Source organism: Actinoplanes sp. NPDC051388, assembly GCF_055586225.1.
This window is the reverse complement of the sequence record NZ_JBVJIP010000015.1, coordinates 1-18,670: the sequence shown is the minus strand read 5'-3', so window position 1 is coordinate 18,670 and position 18,670 is coordinate 1. Positions and strand designations below refer to the sequence as shown.

The 18,670-nt window shown below is 70.7% G+C and carries 23 protein-coding genes; 15 read left to right on the top strand and 8 right to left on the bottom strand.

Annotation, left to right across the window (positions count from 1 at the left end; genetic code table 11):
• The first annotated feature begins 30 nt into the window (after positions 1-30).
• From ACZ6TI_RS32335 to ACZ6TI_RS32320, 4 genes are read left to right on the top strand one after another with little or no spacing between them, the layout of a single operon-like run.
• On the top strand, positions 31-594 hold the full coding sequence (locus ACZ6TI_RS32335) for a TetR/AcrR family transcriptional regulator (protein WP_465348979.1): 564 nt from the start codon (positions 31-33) through the stop codon (positions 592-594).
• Positions 591-1,784: a GDSL-type esterase/lipase family protein gene (locus ACZ6TI_RS32330; RefSeq protein ID WP_465348978.1), complete on the top strand. Its 1,194-nt coding sequence runs from the start codon at positions 591-593 to the stop codon at positions 1,782-1,784. The genes ACZ6TI_RS32335 and ACZ6TI_RS32330 overlap by 4 nt, the downstream gene beginning before the upstream one ends.
• On the top strand, positions 1,784-2,785 hold the full coding sequence (locus tag ACZ6TI_RS32325; protein WP_465348977.1) for a hypothetical protein: 1,002 nt from the start codon (positions 1,784-1,786) through the stop codon (positions 2,783-2,785). The genes ACZ6TI_RS32330 and ACZ6TI_RS32325 overlap by 1 nt, the downstream gene beginning before the upstream one ends.
• Entirely contained in the window at positions 2,782-3,168 is a 387-nt protein-coding gene (locus ACZ6TI_RS32320; RefSeq protein ID WP_465348976.1) for a hypothetical protein, read from the top strand. The genes ACZ6TI_RS32325 and ACZ6TI_RS32320 overlap by 4 nt, the downstream gene beginning before the upstream one ends.
• Before the next feature lie 16 nt (positions 3,169-3,184).
• Here the strand turns inward: ACZ6TI_RS32320 and ACZ6TI_RS32315 are convergent, their stop codons facing one another.
• From ACZ6TI_RS32315 to ACZ6TI_RS32305, 3 genes are all read right to left on the bottom strand, one after another.
• On the bottom strand, positions 3,185-3,967 hold the full coding sequence (locus tag ACZ6TI_RS32315) for an SDR family NAD(P)-dependent oxidoreductase (protein ID WP_465348975.1): 783 nt from the start codon (positions 3,965-3,967) through the stop codon (positions 3,185-3,187).
• 82 nt (positions 3,968-4,049) lie between these two features.
• A complete protein-coding gene (locus ACZ6TI_RS32310; protein ID WP_465348974.1) occupies positions 4,050-4,685 on the bottom strand; it encodes a TetR family transcriptional regulator in 636 nt (211 codons plus the stop codon).
• Positions 4,686-4,759: 74 nt separating this feature from the next.
• The gene (locus ACZ6TI_RS32305) at positions 4,760-5,416 is read right to left on the bottom strand and encodes an FMN-dependent NADH-azoreductase (RefSeq protein WP_465348973.1); all 657 of its coding nucleotides are present in this window, start codon (positions 5,414-5,416) and stop codon (positions 4,760-4,762) included.
• A gap of 128 nt (positions 5,417-5,544) precedes the next feature.
• Between ACZ6TI_RS32305 and ACZ6TI_RS32300 the strand changes: the two genes are divergently transcribed.
• The 3 genes from ACZ6TI_RS32300 to ACZ6TI_RS32290 are packed head-to-tail and all read left to right on the top strand — an operon-like array spanning position 5,545 to position 6,716.
• Positions 5,545-6,039 (top strand): MarR family winged helix-turn-helix transcriptional regulator, encoded by a 495-nt coding sequence (locus tag ACZ6TI_RS32300; RefSeq protein ID WP_465348972.1) that lies wholly within the window; start codon positions 5,545-5,547, stop codon positions 6,037-6,039.
• A gap of 58 nt (positions 6,040-6,097) precedes the next feature.
• The gene (locus ACZ6TI_RS32295) at positions 6,098-6,439 is read left to right on the top strand and encodes a hypothetical protein (RefSeq protein WP_465348971.1); all 342 of its coding nucleotides are present in this window, start codon (positions 6,098-6,100) and stop codon (positions 6,437-6,439) included.
• Positions 6,432-6,716, top strand: coding sequence for a hypothetical protein (locus ACZ6TI_RS32290; RefSeq protein ID WP_465348970.1), 285 nt, complete (start codon positions 6,432-6,434; stop codon positions 6,714-6,716). The genes ACZ6TI_RS32295 and ACZ6TI_RS32290 overlap by 8 nt, the downstream gene beginning before the upstream one ends.
• On the opposite strand, the gene ACZ6TI_RS32285 is transcribed toward ACZ6TI_RS32290, so the two are convergent.
• Positions 6,713-7,882, bottom strand: a complete 1,170-nt coding sequence (locus ACZ6TI_RS32285; RefSeq protein ID WP_465348969.1) for a hypothetical protein — start codon at positions 7,880-7,882, stop codon at positions 6,713-6,715. The genes ACZ6TI_RS32290 and ACZ6TI_RS32285 overlap by 4 nt on opposite strands.
• Positions 7,879-8,361, bottom strand: coding sequence for a SigE family RNA polymerase sigma factor (locus ACZ6TI_RS32280; protein WP_465348968.1), 483 nt, complete (start codon positions 8,359-8,361; stop codon positions 7,879-7,881). The genes ACZ6TI_RS32285 and ACZ6TI_RS32280 overlap by 4 nt, the downstream gene beginning before the upstream one ends.
• A gap of 94 nt (positions 8,362-8,455) precedes the next feature.
• Between ACZ6TI_RS32280 and ACZ6TI_RS32275 the strand changes: the two genes are divergently transcribed.
• Both ACZ6TI_RS32275 and ACZ6TI_RS32270 read left to right on the top strand, forming a co-directional pair.
• Positions 8,456-9,175, top strand: coding sequence for a hypothetical protein (locus ACZ6TI_RS32275; protein WP_465348967.1), 720 nt, complete (start codon positions 8,456-8,458; stop codon positions 9,173-9,175).
• A gap of 128 nt (positions 9,176-9,303) precedes the next feature.
• Entirely contained in the window at positions 9,304-11,562 is a 2,259-nt protein-coding gene (locus ACZ6TI_RS32270; protein WP_465348966.1) for an Hsp70 family protein, read from the top strand.
• Positions 11,563-11,576: 14 nt separating this feature from the next.
• On the opposite strand, the gene ACZ6TI_RS32265 is transcribed toward ACZ6TI_RS32270, so the two are convergent.
• Positions 11,577-12,662 carry a M20 family metallopeptidase gene (locus ACZ6TI_RS32265; protein ID WP_465348965.1) on the bottom strand — a complete coding sequence of 362 codons (1,086 nt, stop codon included), beginning with the start codon at positions 12,660-12,662 and terminating at the stop codon, positions 11,577-11,579.
• Positions 12,663-12,686: 24 nt separating this feature from the next.
• Here ACZ6TI_RS32265 and ACZ6TI_RS32260 point away from each other — a divergent pair, with 24 nt between their 5' ends.
• Complete coding sequence (locus ACZ6TI_RS32260) at positions 12,687-12,953, top strand: hypothetical protein (RefSeq protein ID WP_465348964.1); 267 nt, start codon at positions 12,687-12,689, stop codon at positions 12,951-12,953.
• Between the two features lie 431 nt (positions 12,954-13,384).
• Positions 13,385-14,056, top strand: coding sequence for a hypothetical protein (locus ACZ6TI_RS32255; RefSeq protein ID WP_465348963.1), 672 nt, complete (start codon positions 13,385-13,387; stop codon positions 14,054-14,056).
• Between the two features lie 78 nt (positions 14,057-14,134).
• On the opposite strand, the gene ACZ6TI_RS32250 is transcribed toward ACZ6TI_RS32255, so the two are convergent.
• Entirely contained in the window at positions 14,135-14,887 is a 753-nt protein-coding gene (locus tag ACZ6TI_RS32250; RefSeq protein ID WP_465348962.1) for an MBL fold metallo-hydrolase, read from the bottom strand.
• 80 nt (positions 14,888-14,967) lie between these two features.
• Here ACZ6TI_RS32250 and ACZ6TI_RS32245 point away from each other — a divergent pair, with 80 nt between their 5' ends.
• From ACZ6TI_RS32245 to ACZ6TI_RS32230, 4 genes are all read left to right on the top strand, one after another.
• A complete protein-coding gene (locus tag ACZ6TI_RS32245; RefSeq protein ID WP_465348961.1) occupies positions 14,968-15,585 on the top strand; it encodes a TetR/AcrR family transcriptional regulator in 618 nt (205 codons plus the stop codon).
• A gap of 137 nt (positions 15,586-15,722) precedes the next feature.
• Positions 15,723-16,538, top strand: coding sequence for an SAM-dependent methyltransferase (locus ACZ6TI_RS32240; RefSeq protein ID WP_465348960.1), 816 nt, complete (start codon positions 15,723-15,725; stop codon positions 16,536-16,538).
• Between the two features lie 98 nt (positions 16,539-16,636).
• Positions 16,637-17,344 carry a siderophore-interacting protein gene (locus ACZ6TI_RS32235; protein ID WP_465348959.1) on the top strand — a complete coding sequence of 236 codons (708 nt, stop codon included), beginning with the start codon at positions 16,637-16,639 and terminating at the stop codon, positions 17,342-17,344.
• A gap of 138 nt (positions 17,345-17,482) precedes the next feature.
• Positions 17,483-17,695: a hypothetical protein gene (locus tag ACZ6TI_RS32230; RefSeq protein ID WP_465348958.1), complete on the top strand. Its 213-nt coding sequence runs from the start codon at positions 17,483-17,485 to the stop codon at positions 17,693-17,695.
• A gap of 124 nt (positions 17,696-17,819) precedes the next feature.
• Here the strand turns inward: ACZ6TI_RS32230 and ACZ6TI_RS32225 are convergent, their stop codons facing one another.
• Positions 17,820-18,524, bottom strand: coding sequence for a hypothetical protein (locus ACZ6TI_RS32225; protein WP_465348957.1), 705 nt, complete (start codon positions 18,522-18,524; stop codon positions 17,820-17,822).
• Between the last annotated feature and the right edge of the window lie 146 nt (positions 18,525-18,670).

The window sequence follows — 18,670 nt, the reverse complement described above, 5'->3', positions numbered from 1 at the left end:
GCTTTGCCCTAAGAGGTGTAGGCTTGCGGTATGGCTCTCACCTCGGCCTCGGTCATCGCCGATGCCGCGGCGCTCGCGGACGAGGCCGGCTTCGAGGCGGTCACGCTGTCCGCGGTCGCGCGGCGGCTCGGCGTGCAGACCCCCAGCCTCTATTCGCACGTCCGCGATCGCGAGGCGCTGTTCGACGGGATCGCCGCCCTGGCGCTCGCGGAGCTCGCCGGCGGCATCTCCGCGGCGATCGCGGGCCACGGCGGCCGGCTCGCGCTGAGCGGTTACGCCAACACCTACCGGGAGTACGCGCGAGCGCACCCCGGCCGCTGGCAGTCCTTGCAGCGGCGCGCGGGCGACGCGGTGGTGCGCTCGCCGGCCGCCCGCGACGTCGTGGCCCTGACCGGCGCGGTGCTCCGGGCCTACCCGGTGCCGGCGGACGAGCACGTGCACGCGGTGCGGCTGCTCGGCAGCACCATCAACGGCTTCCTGGCGCTCGAGCGCACCGGCGGCTTCGACCACAGCGAACCCTCACCCGAAGTGTCCTGGCAGCGGATCCTCGACGCCCTGGACGCTCTCCTGCGATCCTGGCCGGTGCGGAAATGATCAGCACACCCATCACCACCACCCTGCTGCGCGGCGTCGCCGAGCTCGAGGAGACCGCCCGCGGGCTGCGTCCGCACCGCCTGCCGGCGTCGGTGCGCGCCCGGTTCCCCGATCCGCAGCTGTTGATGGTGGAGGCGCAGCCCTCCGGCGCCCGGCTGGCGATGACGACCGCGGCCCGCACCATCGAGCTCGTCGCGCATCCGACCCGGGTCGCCTTCCGCGGCGTGCCCCGCCCGCGCGGCAGCATCGACCTGATCGTCGACGGCGAGCTCGTCGCGAGCCGTGAGCTCGGCGGCGGCGACCTGATCGAGATCGATCTCGCCACCGGCGCGCACGAGCTCCAGCCCGGCAGTGCCCGGCCGATCACGTTCACCGGGCTGTCCGCAGTGGACAAGAGCGTCGAGATCTGGTTGCCGCACAACGAGTCGATCGAACTGGCCGAGCTGCGCACGGACGAGCCGGTCCGGCCGGCCGAGCCGGGCCGCCGCCGCTGGGTGCACCACGGCAGCTCGATCAGCCAGGGCTCGAACGCGAGCACCCCGGCCCGGACCTGGCCGGCCGTCGCGGCCCGGCTCGGCGGTGTCGAGCTGCACAACCTCGGCTTCGGTGGCAGCGCGATGGTCGACCCTTTCATGGCCCGCGTCATCCGGGACACCCCGGCCGACCTGATCAGCGTGAAGCTCGGCATCAACGTGGTGAACCTCGACGCGATGCACGTGCGGGCCTTCGTGCCGGCCGTGCACGGGTTCCTCGACACCATCCGGGACGGGCATCCGGACACCCCGCTCGTGCTGGTCTCTCCCCCGTTCTGCGGCATCCACGAGGATACCGCCGGGCCGGGCGCCATCGACCCGGCGAGCGTCGGCAGCGGCCGGATGTCGTTCATCGCCACCGGCCCGACCGGCGACCAGCTGCACGGGCGCCTCACGCTGCGGGTCATCCGCGACGCCCTGGCGTCGCTCGCCGAGCGCCGGTCGGACGATCCGAACCTGCACTACCTGGACGGCACGCTGCTCTACGGCGAGAAGGACGCCGCCGAACACCCGCTGCCCGACGCGCTGCACCCGGACACCGAGACTCACCGCTTGATCGGCGAGCGCTTCGCCCGATATGCATTCGCCCGAGCAGGTTTCCGCCCGAGCAGGTTTCCGACAGTGATCGAGTGTCCGCCCGGGCATACGATGGCGTGATGCGGGCCCGGAGCCAGACGACGCCGCTGCGTGAGCGCGAGCCGGACCAGCCGGCCGGGTCGCGGGCGCCGATGCCCGGCCTGCACGCCGCCGGCAACCGGGCGCTTTCGGCGTTCTATGCCCGGCATGTCGCGGACGCTCCCGAAACCGAGGTCGCCGCCCCGGCACCCGCCGTGCCCGGCACCGAGTCGCAGGCGGTGGCCGACGCGCCGGTGAAGAAATACATCGGGCCGTTCGACCGGGCGCCGCTGGCCGCCCCGGGCGAGCGCATCATCATGGAGGGCACGTTCACCGACCCCTCGCCCGGCGACTACCAGCTCGAGTTCTCCACCACCGGCGGCGCCTTCAACACGGCCGCCGGCCCGGACTCGAAGACCATCCCCGGGCTGTCGTCCGGCAACGTCGACTTCTTCCTTCCGCTGCTCTGGGACGGCACCGGCACGATGCAGGTCGTGCTGCGGGTGCGCAAGATCGCCGACAACTCTGTGGTGCGCACGGAGACGTGGAACTTCGGCCGCAAGGTCAACTACCCGACCACGATCACGCAGCGCGAGGGCGGTGAGGAGCGGCCGCTGCCGAGCAGTTACCGGTACGACATCGGGCCGCCGCTGATCCCGCAGATCCCGCCGCACTACCAGCACCAGACGATCCTGGAGAAGTTCGCCAACTGGACGCTGGCCAACATCGAGCCGGCCGACATCGCCGAGCCCTACCGCACGCGGCACGGGCTGACCACCAAGGACCAGGTCTCCCGGCACTTCCTGCGGGACTACGCGGGCAGCAACGGCACGTTCACGGTCGACGCGAACGACTCCATCGCGGACCGGCACAGCGGCGGCCCCGACCTGTCCAAGCTGGTGGCGAATCTGGCCACGCCCAAGGCGATCGAGGTCGCGCTGCCGCAGACCTATGAGGCGAAGCCCGGCGTGCCGCTCGGCAACTACGTCGTCACGCGCATCCTCCAGGAGGACGGCACGACCTGGAAGATGCGGAAGGCATGACCGCCCGGGCCGTCCTCACGGCGCTCGGCGACGACCTCTTCGCGCTGCACTTCGACCTGGTCAACGACGGCCCGGAGCCGGTCGGCGTGCCGGTCGAGGAGCCGTTTCTGCAGTTCTCGGTGCACGCCACCGCCGGCGGCGACCCGGTCGAGGTGCGCCAGCCCGCGCTCGACACCGGCGTGCAGGCCACGACGGTGCACGTGCCGCCGCACGGCAGCGCGGGCCTGGAGACCCCGATCAGGTTGCGCATCGCCGCGGGCGCCGAGGCGGGCGACGACGGCTTCGTGTGGACCATCGCGCACCCGATCGAGACCCTGTCCCTGCGGATCGAACTCGCGCTCCCCGACCCGTACGCCGGGGAGTGCGAGCTGTCCTTCCGATAGCCCTAGGCGATCGGTCTCACGCCCCGCCGCCGGCCATCTGCCGGCCCGCCAGGGCCACCACCATGCGCCGCGGCGCCAGTCGCGGCGTCGCCGCCAGCAGGGCGTTGGCGAGGCCGTCGATCCGGCTCGGGCGGCCCCGGTCGAGGCCGGCCATGGTGGTCGCGACCACCTGTTCCGGGGTGCGGCGGCGGCCGATCGACGCGTCCTCGCCGGCGATGCTGAAGAACGGCGTCTCGGTCGCGCCCGGGCAGATCGCCAGCACCTTCACCCCGGCCGGTCTGACCTCCGCATAAAGGGCCTCGCTGAAGGACAGCACGAACGCCTTGGTCGCGGCGTAGACCGCCATGTGCGGCAGCGGCTGGAAGGCCGCGGTGCTGGCCACGTTGATCACCGTGCCGCGTCGGCGGGCCGTCATGCCGGGCAGGAACCGCCGGGTCAGGTCGACCAGGGCCACGCAGTTGAGCTGGATCATCGCGGTGAGCCGGCCCGCGTCGGCCTCGGCGAAGTCGCCGTGCAGCCCGAAGCCGGCGTTGTTGATCAGCACGTCGATCTCGACGCCGAGCGCGGCGACCTGGTCGGCCAGCCGGTCGGCCGCGCCGGGCGCGCCGAGGTCCGCCGGGACGACCTCGACGCGGCGGCCGTGGGCGGCGCGCAGTTCGGTGGCCAGCCGCTGCATGGCTTCTTCGCCCCGGGCGACGAGCACCAGGTCGGCGCCGTCGGCGGCGAGCTTCTTCGCATAGGCGACGCCGATGCCGCTCGAGGCGCCGGTGATGAGGGCGGTCTGTCCGGTGAAGTTCATGATTCCTCCTGAGAAAACCGGGCGGTCGGTATGTTTTGCGTGCAGACCTCTGCCGGAGCAGAGACGAGGGAAAGTCGCCGGGTCAGGCGGGCGCGACCAGCGCGAGCTCCACGATCTCCAGGAACGCGTGCATGCGCTCGGCGAAGGCGGCCTCCCGCCGGTCCCCGGGATCGAGCAGGTCGGTCAGGTCCTTGATGCCGTCGAAGGCGCCCACCAGCACCGACGCGACCCGCTCGGGGTGCAGGCCGGCGCGGATGTCGCCGGCCGCCTGGCCACGCCGGATCACGGCGGCGATCAGGGTGACCCACTCGGCCGGGATCTGGGAGACCTCGGCCGCCATCGTGGGGTCGGCGGCCAGCTCACGGGTGAGCCGGCTGATGCTGCGGGCCGCCGGGTCACGCTCGTGCAGGTCGAGCATGGCCGGCACGAACTCGCGGAGCTGCCCGGCCGCGGTCGGCACGGCGGCGACCCGCTCCCCCACCTCGCTGAGCCACTTGCCCTTCTGGTCCCGCAGGACGGCCAGGGCCAGGGCGGCCTTGCTCGGAAAGTAGAAATAAAACGCGCCCTTGGTCAGGCCGGACGCGGCGATCAGCTCGGCCTGGGTGGCGGCCGTGTAACCACGCTCGGCGAAGATCCGGGCGGCCGTGCGCAGCAGATGCGCCCGCGTCGCCTCACCCTTCGCCGTCGCCGGCACCCGTTGCTCGCTGATCTGTCTCACCCGGCAACCATAAAACATACCGAGCGGTTTGTACATACCGCTCGGTATGTTTCTTGCCCGGGACCGGCGGAGGCTCAGGCGGCCTGACCGAGGACGACGGCGAGGCGCTTGCCGTGCTTGTGGGCCTCGTTGTGCGCCTCCTCCAGGTTCTTCGCGGCGAGCTCGCGCAGGTCGGCCATCGCCGGAGTGACCTCGGCGAGGGTCAGCTCGCTCTCGATGATCTGCAGATCCAGGCCCCAGATGTCGGCGAAGACGCGGGTCAGCCAGGCGGTCGCGTGGTCCCAGCCCTCGCGCGGGGTGCCCGGCCCGTAACCGCCGCCGCGGGCGATCACCAGGAACGCCGGGCGGTCGGCGATGGTCCGGGTGCCCGGGGCGAACCGGGGCTCGGTCATCAGCAGGTCGACCCAGGCCTTGACGTGCTGCGAGACGCCGAAGTTGTAGAACGGCACCGCGAAGACATAGGCATCGGCGGCCACCAGTTCGTCGGCCAGCGTGGTCGCCAGCCCGATCGCGGCGACCTGCTCGGGGGACCGCTGATCCTCCGGCACATAGGCGGCGAAGGCGCTCCGGCCCCAGGCGGCCGAGTCGAGCGGCGTGAGGCCGATCTCCCGGCGGATGACGTCCGCACCGTGCAGATCCTCGACCAGTGCCGCTTCGAGAGTGGAGGCGACCGCGCGGGTCACGGACCCCTCGCCGCGGATGCTCGAGTCCAGCCGGAACACAGTGCTCATGGAGGCTACTCCTCTGTTCGCAATATCGTCGTCTGACGAGATCGTCTGCTCGTAAGACTATATTGCGAGAAGACCGGTCGGGAATGTGACATCCGTCGCCCGGCAAGGTCGCGTTGTAGAGTTGCCGCATGTCCGAGCCGGAGAACGCCACCCCGCAAGACCTGGGGTGGGCGCTGACCACGGTGCTGCGCAGATACCTTCTGCTCGCCGGCGAGGCCGTCTCCGAGGTGCCCGGCGGGCCGCGGGGCTACCAGGTGCTGGCGCTGGCCGCCAACGGCACCTGTCGCAGCCAGGCCGCGCTGGCCGAGACCCTGGCCATCGATCGCACGATCATGACCTACCTGATCGACGACCTCGAGCGTGGCGGACTCGTTCAGCGCAAGCCCGATCCGGCGGACCGCCGGGCGCGCATGATCGTGCTGACGGCAAAGGGCACGCGCACCGTCGCCAAGCTGGGTGAGCGGATCACCCACGTGGAGCGGAACGTCCTCGCCGCGCTGGACGACAGCGAGGCGCAGCTGGTGCGGCAGTTCCTCGGTCGCGCCGCCGCGAAGGCCGAGGCCGACGCGGGCGGTTCGCCGGTGGACGCTTGCACGGCCGCCGCCGAGCTCCACCTGACCTGAGGCCGGCGGGACGCCTATCCGACATGATCGCCGCGGGTCGGCCGCCTAGGATTCCACTATGGAATGGTGGCTGATCGGCCTGACCGTGCTGTGGGTGGCCGGTGCGCTGTGGTTCGCCGGCCGGCTCCTGCTGGTGGCCGCCGACCCGCAGGGTGGCATCGGGGTCGACCACTTCGACGCGTCCGAGTGGTCGCACCGGATCGCCGCGCTCGGCACCCTGCTGGTGGTGCCGGTCGGCCTCGGCTGGGCGGCCCGCGCCACCGGGTCGAGCACCTGGTGGTGGCTGCTCTACCTGTCGCCCTGGAGCGTCGTGCTGCTGATCGTCGCCTACGTCTTCCTCGGCGTTCCGCTGATCAACTGGTATACGGAGAGCTTCCGGCGGAGGAGACGACGTGGCTGACCTCGCCCGGATCCTCGAGACGCTCGCCCGGGACGAGCCGGTCAAGCTGACCGACCAGCAGCGGGACCCGTCCGTCTACCAGTTGTTCGACCACTTCGTCACCGTGCGGCGGCGGCCGGACGGCGACTACCTGTTCCAGAGCACCATCGTGTGCAACGACGGCAGCTGCGCTCAGGGATACGAGCAGGAGACCCTCGACGAGGAAGCGGCGAGCCGGCGGCTCGCCACTCTCCTCGCGGACGGACTCGACCTGGACTGGTACGAGAACCGCCGTTAACGGACCATCGGACCCCAGCCCTCCCCCGTGGCGCAGTCGCCGATCCGCGCCGTGGTCAGCATGCGGATGAAGTCCGCCCGGGTGACCAGCGAGCGGTCGCCGGCGTGCAGCCGGACCACGCAGGTGTCCGTCTTGAGGATGAACAGGGCCTCCGCCTCCGAATAGGTCATGCCCGGGACCGTCCCGGCGGAATACCAGGCCGGGAAGCCGAGGACGGTGTCGGTGGGCTTGCCCAGCGGCTTCAGCTCGTACTCGCTCGCGTCGCCGTGCCGGTCCACCGAGACCCGGATCTCCTGCGCCGGGCCCTGCACGGACGGTCCCGGATCCGGGCGCTGGGACGCCAGCCACGCCGGCTTGACGTCCGCGTCGGTGAGCAGCATCTCCTGGTAGGGGAAGCCGGTGGTGAACGACTCGGCGTAGGTCACCGCCAGGCCGGCCGGCAGCCAGCTGAGCTGCAACGGCCCCTCGATCGGGGCCGGCGCCGCGGCGCGCAGTGCGGCGCCGAGGGCGATCGTCTGCGCCGGATCGATCGAACCGCCCGAGATGGTCACCCATTGGTCCGGCGCACGTTCCCAGACCAGCGATGGGATGGGCCCGGCGCTGAGGTATGAACCCGACGGCAGAGACCGCGGCTGGGACGGCGTCGCGGACGGATAGACCGGCGGCAGCCCGGAGGGGTAGAAGTCGTCGGCCACCCGTTTGTCGAGCGCCGGCACGAGGAGGCCGTCGCGGTCACCGACGCGCACCGGCCAGCCCGCGGACAGGGTGCCGGGGTCGAACCAGCCCTGGTCGTAGATCTGGATCTTCCAGGTCGGCGGATACTGCTCGGCCGGATGTTCCTCCGCGACGGTCAGTTCCTGGCGGCCGGTGGTGCCGAGGCGGCCGGTGACGACGAAGCCGGAGCCCGGGGCGAGGTCGGTGGTCAGCACCGACGGGGTGCGGGGCGGCACGTCGACCGGCGGCGCGGACTCGAGGTCGCGCACGATCGGCAGCCCCACCGCGACGGCGGCGACGGCCACCGCGGCGGCGACGGTCACGGCCACCCGGCGACGCCGATGCACCCGGATCGCCCCGGCCACCGCCGCGTCCACCAGGCCGGCGCCGTCCGGCGCCCCTCCGGCGTGCAGTTCCAGTTCGGCGCGCAGGTCCTCGACGGTGGTGGTCACGGCAGAGCCTCCTCTGATGCGGTCGTGCCGATCTCGATGCGCAGGGTGGCCAGGGCTCGGCTCGCGTACCCGCGGACCGTGCTCGCCTGGCAGCCCAGCACCTCGGCGATCTCGTTGTCGGTCAGCCCCTCGTAGTAGCGGAGCACCAGCACCACGCGCTGCTGGCGGGGCAGTCCGCTCAACATCTGCCAGAGCGCGCCGTCATGCCCGGGCGGCTCGGCCGCGGGCGGGTCCACGCCCTCGGCGAGGGGCACGGTCCGCACCTTGCGGCGGCGGCGCCAGGACAGATATTCGTTGGTCAGCATCCGGCGGACGTACGCGTACGGCTCGTCGGCGCGGGCGATCCGGCCCCACTTGACCAGGGCTCGGGTGAGCACCTCCTGCACCAGGTCACGGGCCTGTTCGCGGTCCCCGCTGAGCAGCATCGCGTACCGCAGCAACGCGGGCAGCCGTGCGGCCGCGAAATCCTCGAATTGCATCGGACCTCCCCGTGGAAAACCATCCACTGTGCAGACGCCGAACCGCCCGGATCCGCTGTGCGGAGATTGGCAGACAAGAGCTAGCTTGGCTGCCATGCATCCAGCAGCCCCGATGCCGATGGCTCGGCCGCTCACTATGCGGCTTTCGTCCGCACTGCTGTTCGGTGTCGCCGGGCTGAATCTGCTCGAGGCGGCGATCGACCTGGTGTTCGTCAACACCGAGCTGAGCGTCTACAAGGACGCCTTCACCGGCGAGGTCGGCTCCGGCTTCGGGAGCCTGGTCGGGGCCACGTTCGGCATCCTGGTCGCCGCGGGAGTGACCATCCTGGCCATCCTCAACGGCCAGGGCAGCAACAACGCTCGCGTGACGACGCTCGTGCTCGGCGGGCTCTATCTGTTCTGCGGCGGCCTGCTGACGGCGACCGGCGGGATCCACGGGCCGGCCCGGTCGGCCGGTGACGGCGCGCTCGCCCGGATGCTGCCCGCGGCGTACGGGATCAGCATCGGCGTCGTGGACCTGCTGATCGTGCTGGCCACCCTGGCGGCGCTGATCCTGCTGGCGGTGCCGCCGTCCAACCGCTTCTTCCACAGCCGGTCCTTCACCTACGTCCCCGTGCCGCACCCGGGCTACGCGACGCCGCACCCGGGCTACGCGACGCCGCACCCGGGCTACGCGACGCCGCCCCCGCCCACCCTGCCGCCACCGCCGCCGCCCGAGCCGCACTCGGCGAGCATCCCGATGGCCGACCCGTGGGCCGAGCCGCCCGGCGACTACCGCCCGCGGCACCAGAACGACCCGCCGGCGCCGGCGTGACGATCATCCAGAGTTGCGGGCCCGCAAGGGTCGCGGGCAGCGAATGCCCTGGATCGGGTGGTCGCCGTTGCGCTACCCTCCGCGCGCTGGCCCGAGACCGGCTCCGGCACTGTTAGCGAGGTAGGAACGTGGCGACGCCGTACGGCTTGGGTATTGATCTCGGGACCACCCGCACCACAGCGGCCATCCGTGCGGACGGCCGCGTCGAGGTGGCCCGGCTCGGCGGACGCCGCCCGGAGATTCCGTCGCTGGTCTATGCGACGCCCGAGGGCGACCTGCTGATCGGCGAGGCCGCCGAGCGGCGCGGGCAGGCGGACCCGGCCCGGCTCGCGCGCGAGTTCAAGCGCCGCATCGGCGACCCGGTGCCGATCCTGCTCGGCGGGGCGCCGTTCTCCGCGCACGCGCTGACGTCGAAGGTGCTGCGGCACGTCCTGGACACGGTGGCCGGGCTGCAGGACGGTCCCCCGCAGACGCTGACGCTGACCTATCCGGCGAACTGGGGCCCGTACAAGCAGGAGATGTTCGACCACGCGATCAAGCTGGCCGACGCCGGGCCGGTGCGGCTGATCAGCGAGCCCGAGGCCGCGGCCCGGCAGCACGCGACGGCCCGCCGGATCGGGCACGGCGAGACCGTCGCGGTGTTCGACCTGGGCGGCGGCACCTTCGACGCGGCGGTGCTGCGGCGCGACGGCGACGACTTCGTGCTGCTCGGCAAGCCCGAGGGCATCGAGCAGCTCGGCGGGGTGGACTTCGACGAGGCGGTGCTCGGGCACGTCCTCGGCGTGCTCGGCGACGCCACCGGCACGCTGGAGCTGGAGAACCCGGACGTGGTGACGGCGGTGTGGCAGCTGCGCCGCAACTGCGTGGAGGCCAAGGAGGCGCTGTCCTTCGACACCGAGGTGCTGATCTCGGTGGCGCTGCCCGGCCTGCACACCCGGGTGCGGCTGACCCGTTCCGAGCTCGAGAACATGATCCGGCCGTCGCTGATGGACACGGTCGCGGCGATGCGGCGGGCGTTGCGCTCGGCCGGTGTCGAACCGGCGGCCCTCAACGCGATCCTGCTGGCCGGCGGCTCGTCGCGGATCCCGGTGATCGGGCAGCTGCTGTCGACCGAGTTCGACCGGCCGGTGGTGGCCGACCCGCTGCCGGAGCACAGCATCGCGCTCGGCGCGGCCACGGCGGGCCCGGCCACCCGTCGCGCCGCCCCGGCCCCCACACCCACACCCGCGCCGACCCCTGCACCCGCCCCCGCACCGGCCCCAGCACCCGCACCGGCCCCAACACCGGCACCGTCTCCCGCGCCGAAGCCGACGCCGAGCTTCGCCGCCGGCAGCGCCTCGGTCCGGCCGAGCACCGATCCCGCGCCGGCCGACCTCGGTGTCGTGCCGGTGCAGACGGTCGAAACGTCCGGACGCAGCCGCACGCCGGTGGTCCTCGCCGCGGCCGCCGTCGCGGTGATCCTGCTGGCCGGCGGCGCCACCGCCTATGCCCTGACCCGCGAGGGCGGTGGCCAGGACCCGGTCGAGCCCGGCGCCGCGGCCAGCACCCCGGCGGCCGTGAAGCCGCCCTTCCCGACTGATCAGCTGCTGATGCGCATCGACACCGGCGGTGACGAGCCGCCCGAGCGCCGCTCCAACGTCTTCATCCTCACCCCGGGCAGCGACGAGCGGCGGCAGATCACCAGCGACGGCGGCGACTGGTCGCCGAAGTGGTCGCACGACCGCAAGCGCATCGCGATGAACCGCAACGCGGACAACGCGAACAGCACCTATGTGCTCAACGTCGACGGCACCGGCCTGACCAAGGTGGCCGAGGGCGTGACCGGCGGCCGGGCGACCTGGTCGATGGACGACAAGCGGCTCGCGGTGGTCAAGGACGTCGACGGCGTCAAGCAGATCTTCACCCTGGAACTCGCCACGTCCAAGCTCACCCAGCTGACCAGGTCCGCGGCCGACAAGGACGACCCGACCTGGACCGCGGACGGCAAGCACATCACCTACTGGGCCAAGAAGAACGGCAACCGGCAGATCTACGAGCTCGACGTGGCCGACCCGGAGGAGCCGGGCCGCTTCATCGCCGGATCGGAGAACGGCCCGATCAACGACCCGGCGCCGTCGCCGGACGGCAAGTCGGTGCTCTACACGGTCGAGACCGGCAAGGGCATGTCGGACATCTGGCTCGTCGGCATGGACGGCTCCAAGCCACACCGGGTGATCGGCGATCCGCTGCGCGACATGGACCCGGCCTGGTCGCCGGACGGCAAGTGGTTCGCCTTCGTGCGCGGCGAGCTCAACCGCCCGACGCTGCATCTCGCCCGGATCGACGGCACCGGCGAGGTGGCACTCACCAAGGGCGACGCCCGCGAGGGTCACCCCAGCTGGTTCTAGAGGCCCAGCTGGTTTTAACGGCTGCGCTGGTTCTGCAAGAAGGCGACCAGCGCATCGTGATAGGGCTCGACCGAGCGCACGTCCACCCACTCGACCGCGCTGTGCTGCCCGTCCCCGGCCGGGCCGAAGGCCACCGCGTCGATGCCGGCCGCCGCGTAGTGCCGCCCGTCCCCGGCGCCGTGCTTGCGCAGCAACTCCCCCGAGTAACCCACCCCGCGCGCGGACTCCTGCAGCAGAGCGACGTCGGGCGTGCCGGGATCGACGTGGTGCGGCGGCGACACGGCCACGACCGTGACCGGGAGGCCGGTCAGCGCTCCGAGATACGCCGACAGCTCCGCCGGCGACCGCCCGTCCAGGTCTGGGTCGCCGGGCGGATAACGGATGTCGAGCCACGCGGTCGCCGCGTCCGGCACCTGGTTGAAGGCGGTGTTGGGCGTATCGATCCGGGCCACGTTCACGGTCGTCGTCCACTGCTCCGCGGGCGGCACCGGATAACGATCCAGCACCGCCGAGACGCCCGCCATCAGCGCGACAAGAGCATTTTCCCCAAGCCACGGGTACGCGGCGTGCGCGGTGTGCCCGCCCGCCGACACCCGGACGTGCAGCAGCCCGCGCGATTCGGTGACCACCTTGAGCGCGCTCTGCTCACCGATCACCACGAAGTCCGCGCCGACCCCCTGGGTGATCTGGTGTGCCGTGCCGTTGAGCCCGCCGACCTCCTCGTCGGTGACCAGCTGCAGGGCGATCGGGAGGTCCTCGGCGAGCTCGTCGAACACCGTGGCCAGCACGAGCGCGGCCACCTTCATGTCGTGCGCGCCGCGGCCGTAGAGGCGGTCGCCCTCGCGCCGGGGGCGGAACTGCTCCGGAGCGCCGGGCACCACATCGAGGTGACCGTTCAGGATCGTGCGGAAGTGACGCCGCTGCCCCGCGTACACCAGGGCACTGGGTTTTGATCCGGATTCGAACCGCTCGACGGTGCGGCCCGATGCGACATGCGCGAGCGTGGTGTCCAGCGCCTCGTGCAGGGCGGCCGGCCGGTCCGCGACGGACTCCACGGCGATGAGCTGCTCGGCCCGCCGGAGCAGCGATTCCACATCCATGGACGCATTCTCTACCGTGGAGCGATGCAACCGCGCCCGCCTCGCGTCTTCGAGGCCGATGACATTCTTTCCGGCCGGGTCTCGCTCGATCAGTACCCGTTCCGGACCATCTATCTGGTGATCGCCTTCTCGTCCTATTTCGCGGACACCAAGATCCACCCCGAGGACCTGCCGCGGGTGGACGTGCTGCTGTCCGCCGCGGAGGTGCTGGAGGACCGCGGATGGGAGCTGGTCGGCGTCGACTCGGGCGGCAAACTGCTCTGCCTGCGCCGACGCCGGCCATCCACATAGGTCGATCAACGGCAGTGCCAGGCGACCGGCTCGTTGCCGACCCGGTCGCCGTCGCTCCAGACGCTGTAGCCCGCGGCGCTGCGGCCGTCGCCGCTGAAAATTGCTCACGATGTACTCCTTGCCCATGTCCACCGGCAGGTTCGTGGTCACCTTGCCGCGCACGATCGACGGCGCCGGCGGGCCGAAGCCGGCGGCCAGCCGGTCGTAACGGTTCCGGCCGATGTCGAAGACCATCGAGGCGAAGGAACGGGAGTCGGGCGTGTCGAAGAGGGTGACGCCCAGCGGACCGGGTACCGCTCGAACTCGGGTCCGGCGCTACCCGCGCCGGGCGACGGTGCTCGGCGCTTCCACGCCGACAGGGATCATCCGCATGCACCACCCAGACGTCGAGCGCCTGACTGGCGTTCCGGCGACGTGCGATCATGGGTCCGGTGAGTGGCGGATCGCATGTCTACCTGGTCGTCGATCAGGAGTGGCCAGATGCCCAGAGTGCTCTCGCCACCGCCCGGCATGTCCTCGCCTCCTGTGGGACCTTCGTGTCGCTTGGTCTGCGGTGGCGCACGAGCAGGCTGGACGCCGTCGAGCGGGCCCGTCCGTTGCTGGCCACCGCGGCCGGCTTCGCGGAGTTCACCACCGATGACCCCGATCGGCTGGTCGCGGCGATCATCGCGGCCGGCACCGCCTCGAAGGAGCCGACGGTCGTCAGCGCCGAGAGGGTCCTCGAGCACTACGACCGGATCCTCGACGCGCTCGCCCACACTCCGCTCGCCGCATCGACCGAGTTGGAGATCGAGTTCGACCACGAGCCGTTGGACGGCCCGGCGGCAGTCGTCGCGGAGCCGCTGGTCGACGAGATCGTGGCTCTCGCCGCGGACGACCAGGTCGAGGCGTACTGGAGCTGTGCCTGGTTGGACCACCCGGACGGCTACTACTGTGGCGTCGGCCTCGAGTTGAACGGCGAGTTCGTCATGTCCGACGGGCACCACCCAGGCGAACTCAGGGTCACCGTGTCGATCTCCACCCGGATCGACGACGTCGATGCCCTTGCCGGGCGGATCCAGGACACCGCCGGCGTGGAACTGCGATTCGACCGCATCGCCTGACGCAGACCTGCCGGGACCGCCGGCTCGGCGCGGGCGGCCGGCGGCGCGGGCATGGTGGGCACCCGGCGGCCCCGGCGGTCAGGCCGCGACGGCGATCGGCGCGCGGTGGCCGGTCGGCAGGTCCAGCACCGCCAGTTGGGGCGCGATCCGGTCGCGTGTCGGCAGGCAGTCTCGGGCGGTGCTGCGACGCCGGATGAACCGCCACACCGGATCGTCGAAATGCGCGTCGTGGATGGCCACGAGCGTGTGGGCGCCGGCGGCCTCGGCGGCTTCCACGGCCTCTGCGGCCGACATCACCAGCCGCCGGCCGAACGCGGTCAGCCCGTTCACCGGAAGCAGCGCCAGGTCGACCGGGCCGTTTGCCGCGGCCCATCGACGGACCTGGGCCACGTCGCAGGCCTCGCCGCCGAACATGATCCGAGCCGTCGGGGTGGTGAGCACGAACACACTGGTGGCCGGTCCGAATCCGCCACCGGGGAACGCGTCGATCGTCAGCGGGCCGACCGTGGCCGACTGGTCGTTACGGAGCCGGATGGTGCTCCGGAAGCCGGCGGAACGAGCGATCCGGTCCATCCGGCGGTGAGGCGTTACCACCGTGGCGCGTTTGCTGCGGATCCGCCGCAGGCCGCGCACGTCCCAATGGTTCACGAATGGATTGCTGCCCAGGATGACGTCCAGATTCGGAAGCTCCTCGGGCGTCAGCCCGAGCGGCTCGGCGCGATGGACGTGCCAGCGCTCGGTGAACCACGGATCGGTGAGCACGGTGAGCCCGTCGACCTCGATCAGCACGCTGGAGTTGACGATCCGGGTGATCACCAGTTGATCCGACATGCGTCCTCCTTCGTTATCGACTCCGAGTCGATAGTTATCGACTCGAAGTCAATAGTCAAGAGTTGCCCTAGACTCGTGCCATGGCAGCCAGGCAACGTGCCCCGCGACGCCCGGCGCAACGGCCGGAGCAGATCCTCGACACGGCCGAGCATCTGCTCGCCGACGGCGCGGGCGATCTCAACATGGACCTCGTCGCGGAGGCTGCCGGCCTGAGCAAGGGCACGCTGTACCACTACTACGCGGCCAAGTCCGACGTGCTCGATGCCCTGCGCCGACGCTATCTGGACCGCAGCGTGCGGCGGGCGCTCACCGAGACGGCCGCCTCATCAGGGACGATGCGCCGGCTGGACCGGTTCATCCACGAGCTGCTGGAGGACGCCAACGCCAACGCGGCGCTGGTCTGGGCGCTGTTCCACGACACCGGTACGACCGGGAACCGGCACCTGGCCATCGTCAGCGACGCGCTGCGCGGGCTGATCCAGCAGGGAATCGACGACGGCGATCTGGCCATCCGCGACGCCGACACCGTCGCGAGCTTCTTCGCCCACGGATTCTTCGGCCGGATCCAGGACGCCTTCCACCGGTCGGATGTCCGCCCCGCCGATCTGGCCGCGGAACTGACGGGTCTGCTGGAGCGCATGGTGACACCGGTCAAACCCGAGCCACCGCGACGCCGCCGCGCGACGCCGCCGGGCTGAGGGGGAGCGTGGGAGGGCTCCGCTCTACAGTGCACAAGATCGTTGGGCCGATGGTGAAGTCCGCACGCTGCCGCGTGAGGATAGGTTCGCAGAGCGCTGGCGGGCGTTGTCGGCGGAACTTGACGAGAGGTGGTCTGGTGACCGAGGAGACTGACGGTTCGATTCCGGGTTCGACGGCAAGGTTTGATTCGGGTATTCCGCACCCTGCTCGCGTTGAGGACTACTGGCTGGGAGGCAAGGACAATTTCGCCGCGGATCGAGAGGTTGCCGACCAGATCGCCAAGATTTCCCCCGTTCTGCCCGTGGTGATGCGGGCCGAGCGGCAGTTCCTGGGCAGGGTCGTCAAGTTTCTGGCCGACGAGGCGGGCATCAGGCAGTTCCTGGATATCGGAACCGGGATCCCGATGGCGGCCAACACGCATGAGGTCGCTCAGGCCGTATCCCCCGATTGCCGTGTCGTGTATGTGGACAACGATCCGCTGGTGCTGGCTCACGCCCGGGCGCTGTTGGTCGGCACCTCGGAGGGGCTGACTCAGTACATCGACGCTGATCTTCGCGAGCCGGAGGCCATTCTGGCGCCGGCGCGGGAGATTCTGGACTTCCGCCGGCCGGTCGCGGTCACCCTGCTGGGCGTGCTGGAGTTCGTGCGCGATGACGAGGGTGTGTACGCGATCGTGGAGCAGTTGCGCGATGCCTTGTCGGTGGGGAGTTACGTGGGCGTGGCCAGCAGCGTCACCAGTCCCGAGATGGACGTCGCGGCACGCCATTGGAACGAGAGTGACGCCACCCCCATCACGCTGCGCACGCCCGATGACCTGTCCCGTTTTCTTGATGGATTGGACCTGGTTTCGCCAGGTGTCGTGCAACTGCCCCAGTGGCGCCCGGACGCACTGACCGAATATGTGGACCGGGAAATTCCCCAGTACGGAGGGCTCGGACTCAAGACACGCTGACTCGCTGAGTGGCTGTGTGGAGCGGGTCGAGAAGTGTCCAAAGAGCACCAGTCGAAGTCGCGTCAGGCCGCTCGAAACAGAACCTGGAGTCAGCAACGATGACCGGACTCGCTGAACGCCTGGCCGACCTTGCCAGCAACGCGATGCTCAACGACGCCCAGGTCACCGGGTGCGGTCGCCTCTCGTCCGAGTTCGTCCGGTTGGAACTGTCGGCCGAGGCGTTCCGGAAGGCGACGTGGGTGCCTGGAGCGAAACTGCAGTTCCGGCCACGGCGCGGCTCGATGAGCCTGCGCACCTACACGCCGACGAGCTGGGATGTCGCCCGGGGCGTGACGGAACTGATCGCGTACACGCACGGGACCGGTCCGGCGGCGCACTGGTTCGAGCGGGTGACGGAAGGCCAGACATGTGAGGTCTTCGGGCCGCGCCGCTCGATCGACCTGCGCGGGGCCGGTCCGGTGCTCTTCATCGGCGACGAGTCCAGCGTTGCGCTCGCCTGCGCGCTGCGGAGTGTCACCGGTGACGTGGCGCATGTCTTTGAGGCGCGCGACCCGGCCGGGCTCACCGACGTGCTCGCCCAAGTGAGAATCACCGAACGAGTCACGGTGGCCACGAAGTCCACCGACCGCACCGATCTGCTCCGCCTGGCCCGGCACGATGCCATGCCGAAGCCGTACACCCTCATTGTCACCGGCGATGCCGCGACGGTGCACGCTGTCCGGCGAGACAGCCGGGGGTGGGAGCGAAAGCCCCGCCAGGTCAAGGGCAAGGCGTACTGGGCCGAGGGCCGCACCGGCCTCGACTGATGATCCCTGCGCCGAACCGGCGCTCATCGCGGACGGTGCCCGTCGGCCCAGCCGGCGATGGCCGGTTCGCAGATGGCGTGGTCGAGGCCGAGGACGACGGCGCCATGCAGGGGGCCGTCGTCGCCGTGTACCGCGTCGATGATCGGGGGTGGGGCGGCCCTGACCCGGGCCTGGGCCGCCGGCGACGACAGCGCGTTCTCCCGGCAGCCAGACCTCGGGGTGGACTACGGGCTGGTCACCGGTGCGATCTTCCTCGTCGGTTTCGGGCTTGTGGCGTTCGGTCACCGGCTCGGCTCCCGGCGTCGGACCCGCCGGGGAGCCGCTGACCTCGACACCGCTGCCGGCTCATGACCCGTGATGTTCTCGGCCGAGCCGCTGCGGCGGATGATCGCACCACTCGGCGGGCGCCGAATCCTCCGTACCGGATCCCGGCTGACGGCCGGCCCGGCACTTTCATCGGCTATTCAGCGGCCCGCTACAAGTACGCGGTCGATGGCGGCTCTTGATCTTTGTCTATGGGATTCCCGCGACGACGCACCCGGACCAGGATCTGCCGTGTGCCGGCCAGAAGCATGGCCATTCCCGCGGCGCCACCCATCACCCCGACAAATCCCATGGCGAAGCTTCCGGCATCACGGATCCTGTCTCCCAGAGTCACGCTGGGAGCGGTCGCTGTGGTGAGGACGCCGAATCTGGCGTCTCGTGCGATCGGCTTCCCGTCGACATTTCCCGTTATGGTCGCGCTCGCCGCGATCGACACTTTGTCCGTCGACCTGACGTCCACCGGGAGGTGTCGTTCGATGCGAAATGGTCCGGTCAGCGTGACATCGTCATCCGCGCAACTCTGGGGCTCAAACGCGCCACCGGTGGCCTCCAGGCAGACCTCCAGCGTCGCCTGCGCCGCCATTCCCGGTGGCGGAGCGGACGCGTCGGCCAACACCGTGACTGTCACATAGCTCGTACGGCCCTTGCGCAGGCCCGCTCCACTGGTTACGACTTGGATCTCGGCAGTGTCGACAACGCGGTCCAGCCAGTCGGACCCAGCAGCGATCCGCCGGCTGGGTTCTACCTGTACGTCTTCGCTGATGCTCGTGGCCAGGCCCACGTCCTCATTGGTCACGATCACTACCGCGCCCAACAGGCCAGGATCGCTGGACTGCACCGTCCAGGTGAAAACCACCTGTTCCCATTCCAGCAGGAAGTTGACGGGAACAGGGGGATGCGGTGCATAAGAGCTCCTAACACGATCTCCGATCGGCCCAGTTCATCAAGCGGCGCCAGCAGATCATGGCGCAGGCGAGGCTGACGAGACCGTCGTGGATATCG